Origin of the sequence: Aeromonas sp. QDB63, from assembly GCF_027707425.1 — a bacterium.
In the GTDB taxonomy this organism is placed as follows: Bacteria; Pseudomonadota; Gammaproteobacteria; order Enterobacterales; family Aeromonadaceae; genus Aeromonas; species Aeromonas caviae.
The window spans coordinates 201,317-213,942 of the sequence record NZ_JAPCIS010000001.1; the positions used below are offsets into that span (position 1 = coordinate 201,317).

Sequence of the window (12,626 nt, forward strand, 5' to 3'; positions counted from 1 at the left end):
CTCGGCTTGGCGGTCAAAATACTCATTGGGCCCTCAGGCACCGGATTTCATGCTATCCACGCTCAATTTCATCTCGCCGAGACGACGGGCCAGCGCACCGACGTTACCCGCCCCCTGGGTCAATACCAGATCCCCCTCGCCAATCAGGTCGGCCAGCACCGCGGGCACATCGTCCGGCGTTGCGACAAAGATGGGCTCCAGGGTGCCGCGGGAGCGGATGGAACGGCACAAGGCACGGCCATCGGCACCGGGAATGGGCTCCTCACCGGCGGCATAGACCTCCAGCATCACCAGCACGTCCACCTTGGAAAGCACATCCGCGAAATCTTCGTAGAGATCCCGGGTCCGGCTGTAGCGGTGCGGCTGGAACACCATCACCAGCCGCTTCTCGGGCCAGCCGGCGCGAGCGGCGTTGATGGTCACCTTCACTTCGCTCGGGTGATGACCGTAATCGTCCACCAGCATGGCCTTGCCACGGCCGGTTTCAAACTCGCCATATTGCTGGAAGCGGCGCCCCACCCCTTCAAACTTGGAAAGTGCCTGGATGATGGCCTCGTCGCCGATGCCGTCTTCGGTTGCCACCGCGATGGCGGCGGCGGCGTTGAGGGCGTTGTGGATGCCCGGCAGATTCAGGGTCACCTCCAGCTCACCCGCCCCCGCACGGCGCACCCGGAAACGGCTGCGATTGCTGGTCTGCACGAAGTCCAGCACCTGCACATCGGCATCATCGCTCAGACCGTAGGTGAGGGTGGGACGGGCGATCTCCGGCAGCATGCCGCGGATCACGGGGTCATCCACGCACACCACGGCCAGACCGTAGAACGGCAGGTTGTGCAGGAAATCGATGAAGGTGGCCTTCAACCTGGAGAAATCGCCACCATAGGTGTCCATGTGATCCGCTTCGATGTTGGTCACGATGGAGACCATGGGTTGCAGATGCAGGAAGGAGGCATCGCTCTCGTCCGCCTCGGCAATCAGATAACGGCTGCTGCCCAGGCGGGCATTGGTGCCGGCGCTGTTGAGCAGACCGCCGATGACGAAGGTGGGGTCGCGATCCGCTTCGGCATAGATGCTCGCCACCAGACTGGTGGTGGTGGTCTTGCCGTGGGTCCCGGCGATGGCGATACCGTGACGGAAGCGCATCAGCTCAGCCAGCATTTCGGCGCGGCGCACCACGGGAATACGCAGCTCGCGGGCAGCCAGCAGCTCGGGGTTGTCCTGCTTGATGGCGGTGGAAACCACCACCACGCTGGCACCGTCCACATGCTCGGCACTGTGACCGACAAAGATGTGTGCGCCCAAAGAGGCCAGGCGTTCGGTCACCCCGTTGCGGGCCAGATCCGAGCCGGTCACCTGATACCCTTCATTGGCAAGCACTTCCGCAATACCGCCCATACCGGCGCCACCGATGCCGATGAAGTGGATGCGACGCACGCGGCGCATTTCGGGGATAACGGTACGCAGTTTTGCCAGTTCAACCTTGGTCATAGTTCTTTCTCAATTCGCGGCCACAGGCCATTTTCATTCGGCGACATTCATCAGTTCGAAGACAGAAGCGGGGCCTTGGCGGCACATCTTCGCCTTCCATCTCGTTTGGCTCAGCCGGTGGCGAGCCGTTTGCACTCATCGGCAACCCGTTCGGCGGCATCGATGATGGCGACCCGGCGCGCGGCCTGGGCCATGTTCAGCAGGGTTTCCCTGCGCCCGGCGAGCCAGGAGAGGCGCGACGCCAGCGCCGCCGGCGTCAGCTCGGACTGGGGCAGGAACTCGGCCGCACCGCCGTCGACCAGGGTCAGGGCGTTGCGGGTCTGGTGATCGTCCACCGCATGGGGCAGGGGCACGAAGATGGCGGCCACACCGGCAGCGGCCACTTCGGAGACGGTCAATGCGCCGGCGCGGCACACCACCAGGTCCGCCCAGGCATAGGCATCCGCCATGTCCTTGATAAATTCACTCACCTCGGCCTCGACCCCCAGCCCGGCATAGGAAGCAGCCACGGCCTCCCCATTGCCCTTGCCGCACTGGTGACGTACCTCGATGGGCACACCGGCAGCTGCAACCGCAGGAGGCACCTGCTCGTTGAGGACCCGGGCCCCCAGGCTGCCACCGACCACAAGCAGGCGCAGAGGATCGCTGCTGCTGCGCAGTTGGGGATCCGGCAGCGCCACCACCTCGGGGCGCACCGGGTTGCCCACCACGGCGGTGCGGGCATTGGGGGCGAAGGCACCAGGGAAGGCCATCAGCACCCGCCTGGCGATACGGGCCAGCAGCTTGTTGGTCAGGCCGGCGGCGGCATTCTGCTCGTGCAGCAGCAGCGGAATGCCGGACAGCCAGGCGGCCACGCCACCCGGGCCGGAGGCGAAGCCCCCCATGCCCAGCACCACATCGGGCTGGATGGTCTTGAGCACCTGGCGGGCCTGCAGCACGGATTTGATGACACGGTAGGGCGCCGCGAGCAGACGCTTGATGCCGTTGCCACGCACCCCCTGGATGTCGATGAAGGAGATGGGATAACCATGGGCAGGCACCAGCTCCGCCTCCATCCGGTCGGCAGTGCCGAGCCAGTGGATGGTCCAGCCCTGGGCCTTGAGGCGATCGGCGACAGCCAGGCCGGGGAACACATGGCCCCCGGTACCACCCGCCATCACCAGTAACGTCTTGCTCACGCAACCTCCCGCACGCGCGCCTGGGCACTTGCCTGGCGCAACTCGAAATCGATACGAATCAACATGCTCACCGCCACCATCATGATGATGAGACTGGAGCCGCCATAACTGACCAGCGGCAGGGTCAGCCCCTTGGTAGGCATCATGCCGCTGGCGGCACCGACGTTGACGAAAGTCTGGAAGCTGAACCAGATGCCGATGCCGATGGCCAGATAACCTTCATAGAGCCGCTCGGCCACCAGCGCCTGGTGACCCAGCTTGAGCGCCTTCACCGCCAGCGCAAAAATCAGGAAGAGTGCGCCAAGCACCCCCACGTAGCCCAGCTCTTCGCCCAGAATGGCGAACACGAAGTCCGTGTGGGCCTCCGGCAGGTACTCCATCTTCTGGATGGAGTTGCCGAGCCCCTCGCCAAACCAGCTCCCCCGACCAAAGGCCATCAGGGACTGGGTCAGCTGATAGCCGCTGCCAAAGGGATCGGCCCAGGGGTCGAGGAAAGAGGTCACCCGCCGCATCCGGTAGGGCTCCGCGATGATCAGGGTCACCACTGCGCTCACCCCCACCAGGATGAGACCGATGAACTGCACCAGCCGGGCTCCGGCCAGGAACAGCATCCCGAGGGAGGTGACGAACATCACCACCACTGACCCGAGATCCGGCTGGGCCAGCAGCAGGATGGCCACCACGAACAGCACCGCCATGGGTTTCATGAAACCGATGAAGCGCTCGCGCACCTCGCTCTGGCGGCGCACCAGATAGCCCGCCAGATAGACGAACAGTGCCAACTTGCCGAACTCAGCCGGCTGCAAGTTGAAGGGGCCAAGCGGCAGCCAGCGTACCGAACCGTTGACGCTGCGGCCCACCAGCAACACCATCACCAGCAGCACGATGGCCAGCAACAACATGGGGCCGTTGTACTGCTGCCAGCGTGCCATAGGCACCTGCAACACGAACCAGGAGATACCCAGCGCCATCACCAGGAACATGCCGTGGCGCTTCACGAACATGAAGGGATCGTTGTTGATGGCGATCCCCTCAGGGATGGAAGCGGACGCCACTATCACCAGCCCGACGCCCATCAGGGCGAGGGCCAGCACCACCAGTTGCCGATCGTAGAGACCAGCGGGGCGCGCCGGTAGCAACCAGCGCTGCAAGAATCCCGCAACCACACGCAGGGCGTTCATAAGCCCATCACCAGTTCGGTGAAACGATCACCGCGCGCTTCGAAAGACTTGAACTGATCGAGGCTGGCGCAGGCCGGCGCCAGCAGCACCCAGTCACCAGGCTTGGCGTCGGTCGCCGCCTTGGCGACAGCAGCGTCAAGATCGGCAACTCGCTCGGTCTGTTCGCCCAGGGCCAGCAGCACCTCGGCATCCTGACCAAAGCAGTACATGTGATCGATCTGGCTGCCGAGCAGGGCCTGCACCGGGCCGAAGTCCTGCCCCTTGCCCTGGCCACCGGCCAGCAGCAGCAGGCGGCCCTTTACCGCTTCACGCACCCCGGCCACGGCGGCCAGGGTCGCCCCCACGTTGGTGGCCTTGGAGTCGTTGATCCAGCGCACCCCATTTACCTCCCGCACGAAGCGGGCACGGTGAGGCAGGCCTTCAAAGCGGCGCAGCACGGCAAGTTGTGCCTCGCGGGGAATGCCCACCGCATCGCACAGGGCCATGGCCGCCAGGGCATTGGCCTGGTTGTGGGCACCCACTATCTTCATCTCGTCCACCGCCAGGAGCGGCTCGCCGTGCAAGGTCAGCCAGTGACGGCCCTCCAGCTCGCAGCGACCGTAGCCGTTGCAGTCGAGGCCGAAACTCTGCCACACCTGACCCACATCGGGCAGGGTCTGGGGATCGTCGCGATTGATCAGGATGTGCTGGGAGTGCTGATGGATCTCCATCTTGGCGGCGCGGTAATCCGCCATGCCGGCATAGCGATCCATATGATCTTCACTGAGGTTCAGGACCACGGAGGCGGCGGCCCGCAGGCTGTAGGTGGTCTCGAGCTGGAAGCTGGAGAGCTCCAGCACGCAGAGATCCATGGGCTGCTTGAGGAGCGACAGCGCCGGGGTGCCGATATTGCCCCCCACACCGACCTTGAGCCCCGCCTCGGCGATCATCTCACCCACTAGCGTGGTGACCGTGCTCTTGCCGTTGGAACCGGTGATGGCGATGACGGGCGTCTGGGTTTCACGCACGAACAGTTCGATGTCACCGACGATGCGCACCCCGAACTCGGCGGCGGCCTTCAACTCCGGAGTCGCCAGGGCGATGCCCGGGCTCGCCACTATCATGTGCGCCTGCTTGAGCCGCTCAGCGTCCAACCCGTGGATGAGCTCCACCTCGGGGGGAAGCTCGTCCTTGCCCGGCGGATTGGTACGGGTGTCCATCACCAGCGGCGTGACGCCGCGGTCGAGGAAGTAATCGACGCAGGAGAGTCCGGTTTTGCCGAGTCCGATGATGATGACCATGGCTTACCTCACCTTCAGGGTGGCGAGGCCAAGCAGCACCAGCATGAGGGTGATGATCCAGAAGCGCACGATGACACGCGGCTCCGGCCAGCCCTTCTTCTCATAGTGGTGATGGATGGGGGCCATGCGGAAGATCCGCACGCCGCGCAGTTTGTAGGATCCGACCTGCAGGATCACCGAGACGGTCTCCATCACGAAGACGCCCCCCATGATCACCAGCAGGAACTCCTGGCGCACCAGCACCGCGATGGTACCGAGCGCGCCGCCCAGGGCCAGGGAACCCACGTCCCCCATGAAGACCTGGGCCGGGTAGGTGTTGAACCAGAGGAAGCCCAGGCCCGCGCCCACGATGGCGGTACAGACGATCACCAGTTCGGAGGTGTAGGGCACGTAGGGAATGTGCAGGTAGTTCGCGAAGTTGACGTTACCGGTCGCCCAAGCGATCAGGGCGAAGCCCCCCGCCACCATCACGGTGGGCATGATGGCGAGGCCATCCAGGCCATCGGTCAGGTTGACCGCGTTGGAGGTACCGACGATGACGAAGTAGGTCAGCAGGATGAACATCAGGCCGAGCTGGGGCATCACATCCTTGAGGAAGGGGACCACCAGCTGGGTCTGACCATCGTGGGTGGCCGTGGCGTAGAGGAAGACTGCCACACCCAGCGCGACCGCGGACTGCCAGAAGTACTTCCAGCGGGCGATGAGGCCATCGGTGTTCTTGCGCACCACCTTGAGATAGTCATCGGCAAAACCGATGGCGCCATAGGCCCCCAGCACGAACAGCACCAGCCAGACATAGGGGTTGTCGAGGCGGCACCAGAGCAGCACAGAAGTGAAAATGGCTGCAATGATCATCAGGCCGCCCATGGTCGGGGTGCCCTTCTTGCTGAGGTGGGATTCGGGACCGTCGTTGCGGATCACCTGGCCGAACTTCATGATCTGCAGGCGACGGATGAGGCGCGGCCCCATCCAGAGCGCCACCACCAGACCGGTGATGATCGACAAGATGGCGCGAAACGTCAGGTAGGAGAAGACGTTGAAGAAGGTGAAGTGCGGGGTGAGCAGTTCCGCCAGCCAGACTAGCATGTGGCTGACTCCTGATGGCCCTTGACCATCTCGACGATATCTTCCATGTGGGAGCCGCGGGCACCCTTGACCAAGATCGCGATTTCTTGATGTGTATTTATCATTTGCGCAAGCACTTCAAACAACGACGCCTTGTTATCGAAATGTCGGCCAGCCGCGGCATCTGCGGTGTGGCGACTCTGTTCCCCTACGGTCAGCACGGCATCGAGGCCCTGCTCACGGGCGTGGTGTCCGACCCGGGCATGCTGCGCGGCGGACTCCTCACCCAACTCTTTCATGTCACCGAATACCAGCACCTTGTAGCCGTTCATGGCGGTCAGGGCATCGATACCCGCCAGCACGGACTCCACGCTGGCGTTGTAGGTGTCATCCACCAGAGTGAGGCCACCCCAGCGTTGCACGCAGAAACGGCCCTTGACCGGCGCCATCTGCTCCAGCCCCGCCTTGACGGACGCAAGCGATGCGCCCAGGGCCAGGGTACCGGCGGCAGCAGCCAGGGCGTTGGCCACGTTGTGGCGACCCGGAATGGCCAGGGTCAGATTCACTTCTCCCTGGGGCGTCACCATCACGAACCCGGCACAACCCTGCTCGTTGAGCACGATGTCGCGGGCGTGGAACGGCTGACGCGGATCCTCAAGGGAGAAGGCGCAGTGGATGCCCTTTTCACGCCACTTCGGCCAGAACTCGTTGTCGGCATTGACGATGGCGGTGCCGCCCTCGCCTAACCCTTCGAAGATTTCGCTCTTGGCATGGAACACCCCTTCCAGGGAGCCAAAGCCTTCCAGGTGCGCGGCAGCGACGTTGTTGATGATGGCGGCGTCGGGTCTGGCGAGCGACGTGGTCCAGGCGATCTCGCCCGGGTGGTTGGCTCCCAGCTCCATCACCGCGAACTGGTGTTGCGGCTCGAGGCGCAGCAGGGTCAGCGGCACCCCCACCTCGTTGTTGAAGTTGCCGGCGGTGGCCAGCACCTCCCCTTCACAACGCAGGATGGCCGTCGCCATCTCCTTCACCGTGGTTTTGCCACAGCTGCCGGTGATGGCGAGCACTTTCGGATTGATGCGCTCGCGCACCAGCCTGCCCAGACGCCCAAGCCCCTTGAGGGTGTCGCCCACCACCAGTTGTGGAATGGCCAGCGGCAATTCGCGCTCCACCAGCAGGGCACTGGCGCCGGCGGCAACCGCCTGGTCGCAGAAATCGTGGGCGTCGAAACGCTCGCCGCGCAGGGCCACGAACAGCGCCCCCGCGCCCAGAGTACGGGTGTCGGTGCTGACCGCCGTGATCTCATGGTCGCCCCCGATCAGACGGGCATCGAGCACCTGCGCCAGGTCGGCAAGCCTGAGGGTCATCATTTGAATGACTCCATTAATGTGTGCAAGGCGGCTGCGACGGTTTCCCTATCGCTGTAGTGCCGCTTGTCGGTTCCAATGATCTGATAATCCTCGTGGCCTTTGCCGGCCACCAGGATGATGTCGTCTTTGCTCGCTTGGCTCAGTGCCAACTGGATTGCCTTGGTCCTGTCGTGCTCGATCTGCACGGCGCCGGGATCGCGAAGACCCGCCACCATGTCGGCCATTATCCGGGCCGGCTCCTCGGTACGGGGATTGTCGTCGGTCAGGATCACGCAGTCCGCATGCTGCTCCGCCATGGCAGCCATCATGGGACGCTTGCCGCGATCCCTGTCGCCGCCGCATCCCACCAGGCACCAGAGCCGGCCGTGACAGTGCACCCGCAGGGCCTGCAATGCCTTCTCCAGCGCATCCGGGGTGTGGGCGTAATCGACCACGGCGAGCGGCGCATCGCCACCGCCGAAGCACTCCATGCGACCGGTCACCGGTTGCAGTCTGGGGGCCGTCGCCAGCAGGTCATCGAAGTCGTAGCCGAGCACCAGCATGGCACCCATGGCGCCCAGCACGTTGCTGACGTTGAAGCGGCCGAGCAAGGGGGCGGATAATACACCATTCCCCCAGCTGGAGTTAATGCGCGTATCAAAACCTTGTTGGTGGAAGTGGGGATCCTGCGCCGTCAGTTGTCGTCCGGCATGGTTTTCAATCGGACCATGAACCCCGAAGGCCACTGCACCGGGATAGGTCGCCAGCCATTGCCGTCCCAGATGGTCATCGGCGTTGATGACGGCGCAAGGCTCATCCACCAGCTTCAGCAGCTCCTCCTTGGCGGCGGCATAGGCCTCCATGGTGCCGTGATAGTCCAGATGATCCCGGCTCAGGTTGGTGAAGACTGCCGAGGCAAACGGCAGGGCCGCCACGCGATGCTGCACCAGACCGTGGCTGGAGACCTCCATCGCCACCAGATCGGCCCCCTGCTGCTGCAAGGCGGCCAGATTGGCCTGCACCTGGACCGCGCTGCCCGTGGTGTTCTCTGCTTCGATGAGCTCGCCAAACAGACCGTTGCCTATGGTGCCCATGACCCCGGCCTTGCCCCCCAGCAGGGTGCGCCAGTTGGCCACCAGCAGGGCCGTGGTGCTCTTGCCGTTGGTGCCCGTGATGCCCACCAGTTGCAACTTTTGCGCAGGGTGACCGTAGAAATGGCCGGCCAGCTCGGAGAGACGAGCGGGAAGATCCCTCATGCCGATGCAGGGGATCTGGGTCGCCGGAGGGACGAATTCTCCGTCCTCCTCAAACAGCACGGCGGTCGCTCCCTGAGCCACCGCCTGTTCGATGAAGCGCCTGCCATCCACCTGATGGCCACGAATCGCCACGAAGAGCGAGCCGGGACCGACCCGCCGGCTGTCGAGCTGGAGATCGTTGAGGGAAAGCGCCGGGGCATCGATGCCGAAGCGGCTCATCAGTTGATCAAGTGTGCGGGGCGGCATGGGAAGCCTCCGAAAATGCGGGAATGCGGGCGCTCGTACACGCCATGGAAAACGCCCCGACAGCAGCGGGGCCGATGGAAAAAACCGGATGCCCGTCAAGTACGCGGTGCGCCATTGTTGGCCTCCGTGCGGGCAAGCTTGGCGGGCACCTCGGGCGGGATCGCATCGGGACGGATGTTGAAGAGCTGCAACACGCCTCCCATGGCCTCCGCAAAGGGCGGGGTCGCCACGGCACCGCCGTAGTAGGCATCCCCCTTGGGCTCGTTGATCACCACCACCATGACGAAACGGGGATTGCTGGCTGGCGCGAAACCGGCAAACCAGGCCATGTAGTCCTTGCCATAGCCCCCAGCCACGGCCACCTTGGCGGTACCACTCTTGCCACCGACCCGATAACCGGGGATCTGGGCCTTGGGAATGGCATTGCTGACCACGTACTCCAGCGCCTGCAACATGGCAGCGGCGTTGTTGTGATCGATGACCTGCTCACCCTTGGGCGGCTTGGTCACCTTGATGATGGAGAGCGGCACCCGCTTGCCCTTGTTGGCCAGGGTGGCGTAGGCGGAGGCCAGCTGCAGCGGGGTCACTCGCAGACCATAACCGAACGACAGGGTGGCTCGCTCGATGTCGGACCAGCGGCGACGCTGGGGCAGCATGCCGCTGCTCTCCCCCATCAGGCCGCTGCCGGTGTCCATGCCGAATCCCACCATGCTCAGGGTATTGATCATCTCCTGGGCCGGCATCCGCAGCGCGATGCGCGACATGCCGATGTTGGAGGAGTAGCGCAGGATGTCGTACAGGTTGGTCGCCTTGTGGATACTCACGTCACGGATCTGCTTGGCCCCGATAAAGAGGGGGCCGCCCGGGATGAAGTCCTTCCAGCTGGTGACACCGGCTTGCAAGGCACTAAGCAAAATCAATGGCTTGACCGTGGAGCCCGGCTCATAGGTATCGGTCACCACCCGGTTTCGCACCCGGAAACTCTGGTACTGGCCGCGGTTGTTCGGGTTGTAGGAGGGGGTGTTGACCATGGCGAGCACCTCGCCGGTCTTCACATCCAGCATCACCATGGAGCCGGAGGTGGCCTTGTTCTCGTCGGTAGCCCGTTTGAGGGCGCGATAGGCCAGCGCCTGCACCCGCTGATCGATGCTCAGTTGCAGATCGTTGGCGTGCTTGCCCTCTTTCACCAGGCCCAGGCGCTCGATGACGCGGCCCTGCCTGTCCTTGCGCACCCGCATCTCGCCAGGGGTTGCGGTCAGCCACTCGTTGTAGCTGCGCTCAATCCCCTCGATGCCGCTGCCATCGATGTTGGTCACCCCCACCAGGTGGGAGCTTATCTCGCCGGTCGGGTAGAAACGGCGCGCCTCGGGGCGCAGATAGATGCCCCCCAGCTTCAACCCCTTGATGTACTCGGCCACCGCAGGCGTCACCTGTCGCTGCAGATAGACGAAGCGCTTGCTCGGGTTGGCGATGCGATGCTTGAGGGTGTTGATGTCGAGCTTGAGCACGGCGGAGAGTGCCAGCCAGGCACGCTCGTTGTGGATGGCACCGGACTCGTGCACCGTCTTGGGATCGGCCCAGACCGCTTCGACCGGCACGGATACCGCCAACTGTTCGCCATTGCGGTCCGTGATCATGCCGCGCACCGCCTGGGTGGAGGTGGTGCGCAGGGAGCGCATATCCCCCTCCTGGCGCAGTCTGTCCGGATCGATCACCTGGATCCAGGCCAGCCGCAGGATCAGCCCCGCAAACGCGATGCCGATGAAGAAAACCAGGGTACGAAAGCGCCACGGGTAGAGTGAGGGTGCTTTCGCCTTGGCTTTGTCCTTTGCCGGAGCCTTGGTGGCGGCCTTGCGTGTCATGGTTGTGTAATTACCTTTTCAGTGGTCACCAGGGGACGAGCCATCTGCAACTTGTCCATGGCCAGACTCGCCACCCGGGAGTGCTCAGCCAATGTGCCCTGTTCCAGCAAGAGGTGGCGCCACTCGATGTTGAGCCTGTCCTCCTCCGCCATCAGATCGTTCTGCTTGGCCGTCAGACCCCGGGTCATGTTGGTCACCAGGATCACCGCAAAGGCGGTGACCAGCACGGCGACGGTCAACAGGACCTGCAACTTGTGGCGCCAGAGATCCGCAACGATCTCCCTGGCGAGGTGAACGCGCACGTCGCTCATCGTTTACTCCGCAAGACGCTCTGCGACCCGCAGCACCGAACTGCGGGACCGGGTGTTTTCATTGACCTCGTGGTCGGAAGGCTTGAGCGCCTTGCCGATCGACTTCAGCTTGCGACCACCGGCAAGCTGGGCTTCAGTCAGGGGGATGCCGTGGGGTACTTCAGGACCTTTCTCGTGCTTGCGAATGAAATGTTTCACCAGCCGATCTTCCAGAGAGTGGAAGCTGATGACGGAGAGACGGCCGTGAGGAGCCAGCACGTCCAGCGCGCCGTTGAGGGCGGTTTCGATCTCGTCCAGCTCGCTGTTGATATAGATGCGGATGGCCTGGAAGCTGCGGGTCGCCGCGTGCTTGCCCTTCTCCTTGCTCGGGTTGACCCGGGAAATCATCTCCGCCAGTTGGCGGGTGCGCACATAGGGCTCGGTCACCCGATCGTGTACGATGGCGCGAGCAATCTTCTTGGCGAAGCGCTCCTCACCGAAGGTTTTCAGCACCCAGGCGATGTCGTCCACATCGGCACGGGCCAGCCACTCGGCGGCGCTCTGACCGGAGGTGGGATCCATCCTCATGTCGAGCGGGCCGTCCTTCATGAAGCTGAAGCCACGTTCGGCATCGTCAAGCTGGGGGGAGGAGACACCGAGATCCAGCAGGAAGCCATCGACCTTGCCCAGCAGGCCGCGCTCGGTCAGATAGCGGGTGATGCCGGAGAAGGGACCGTGCACGATCTCGAAACGGGGATCCTGGATCTTGGCCGCCTCGGCAATGGCCTGGGGATCCCGGTCGATGGCGATCAGACGGCCGTTCGGGCCCAGATGCTGGAGAATGAGACGAGAGTGACCACCCCGGCCAAAGGTACCGTCGACGTAGATACCGTCCGGCTTGATGGCCAGCCCTTCGACGGCTTCGTGCAACAGCACTGTGATGTGTTCAGCGGCTTGGGTCATTTATAAAGAAAAATCCTGTAGTCGTGGTGAACTTGCCCAGTCGTCCTCGGGCAGGCCCAGGATGTCGTCGTTGATCTGTTGTTGCCAGCGGGCTTCATCCCACAGCTCGAATTTGTTGAGCTGGCCCACCAGCATGACTTTCTTGTCCAGCCCGGCATGGCTGCGCAGCGGCTGGCTGAGCAGCAGACGGCCATTGCCATCCAGTTCGCATTCGGCCGCGTGGCCGAGCAGCAGACGCTGCAGGCGGCGTTCCGCCGGGTTGGTGCTGGAAAGGGTCTTCAGCTTGCGCTCCACCTCTTCCCATTCATTCAGGGGATAAAGCAGCAGACAGGGATGGGCGATGTCGATGGTGCAGACCAGCTGGCCGTCGCATTCGTCGCGCAGCCAATCACGAAATTTGGTCGGAATCGCCAACCGCCCCTTGCTGTCCAGGCTGATGGCGTGAGCGCCACGCAACAAATTGCAGTC

At 63.7% G+C, this 12,626-nt stretch carries 11 protein-coding genes; all 11 read right to left on the bottom strand.

All coding sequences use genetic code 11. The features are described from left to right. Window positions 1-33: 33 nt before the first annotated feature. Window positions 34-1,488, bottom strand: a complete 1,455-nt coding sequence (murC, locus tag PG879_RS01010) for a UDP-N-acetylmuramate--L-alanine ligase (RefSeq protein WP_041211792.1) — start codon at window positions 1,486-1,488, stop codon at window positions 34-36. A 110-nt stretch (window positions 1,489-1,598) separates the two neighbouring features. Further along, entirely contained in the window at window positions 1,599-2,666 is a 1,068-nt protein-coding gene (murG, locus tag PG879_RS01015; protein WP_010675835.1) for an undecaprenyldiphospho-muramoylpentapeptide beta-N-acetylglucosaminyltransferase, read from the bottom strand. Next, on the bottom strand, window positions 2,663-3,847 hold the full coding sequence (gene ftsW, locus PG879_RS01020; protein ID WP_042880174.1) for a cell division protein FtsW: 1,185 nt from the start codon (window positions 3,845-3,847) through the stop codon (window positions 2,663-2,665). Before ftsW ends, murG begins: the two co-directional genes overlap by 4 nt. Next, the gene (gene murD, locus PG879_RS01025; protein WP_069785545.1) at window positions 3,844-5,127 is read right to left on the bottom strand and encodes a UDP-N-acetylmuramoyl-L-alanine--D-glutamate ligase; all 1,284 of its coding nucleotides are present in this window, start codon (window positions 5,125-5,127) and stop codon (window positions 3,844-3,846) included. Before murD ends, ftsW begins: the two co-directional genes overlap by 4 nt. Window positions 5,128-5,130: 3 nt before the next feature. After that, window positions 5,131-6,213: a phospho-N-acetylmuramoyl-pentapeptide-transferase gene (gene mraY / locus PG879_RS01030; RefSeq protein ID WP_010675838.1), complete on the bottom strand. Its 1,083-nt coding sequence runs from the start codon at window positions 6,211-6,213 to the stop codon at window positions 5,131-5,133. Beyond that, window positions 6,207-7,562 carry a UDP-N-acetylmuramoyl-tripeptide--D-alanyl-D-alanine ligase gene (gene murF, locus PG879_RS01035; protein WP_180907142.1) on the bottom strand — a complete coding sequence of 452 codons (1,356 nt, stop codon included), beginning with the start codon at window positions 7,560-7,562 and terminating at the stop codon, window positions 6,207-6,209. Before murF ends, mraY begins: the two co-directional genes overlap by 7 nt. Beyond that, window positions 7,559-9,043, bottom strand: a complete 1,485-nt coding sequence (gene murE / locus PG879_RS01040; protein ID WP_210555973.1) for a UDP-N-acetylmuramoyl-L-alanyl-D-glutamate--2,6-diaminopimelate ligase — start codon at window positions 9,041-9,043, stop codon at window positions 7,559-7,561. The genes murF and murE overlap by 4 nt, the downstream gene beginning before the upstream one ends. Window positions 9,044-9,138: 95 nt before the next feature. After that, on the bottom strand, window positions 9,139-10,905 hold the full coding sequence (locus tag PG879_RS01045; protein ID WP_010675841.1) for a peptidoglycan glycosyltransferase FtsI: 1,767 nt from the start codon (window positions 10,903-10,905) through the stop codon (window positions 9,139-9,141). Continuing rightward, window positions 10,902-11,216, bottom strand: coding sequence for a cell division protein FtsL (ftsL, locus tag PG879_RS01050; protein ID WP_010675842.1), 315 nt, complete (start codon window positions 11,214-11,216; stop codon window positions 10,902-10,904). Before ftsL ends, PG879_RS01045 begins: the two co-directional genes overlap by 4 nt. 3 nt (window positions 11,217-11,219) lie before the next feature. Next, window positions 11,220-12,158: a 16S rRNA (cytosine(1402)-N(4))-methyltransferase RsmH gene (gene rsmH, locus PG879_RS01055; RefSeq protein ID WP_109421765.1), complete on the bottom strand. Its 939-nt coding sequence runs from the start codon at window positions 12,156-12,158 to the stop codon at window positions 11,220-11,222. Continuing rightward, window positions 12,159-12,617, bottom strand: a complete 459-nt coding sequence (mraZ, locus tag PG879_RS01060) for a division/cell wall cluster transcriptional repressor MraZ (RefSeq protein ID WP_039040489.1) — start codon at window positions 12,615-12,617, stop codon at window positions 12,159-12,161. Window positions 12,618-12,626 lie beyond the last annotated feature (9 nt).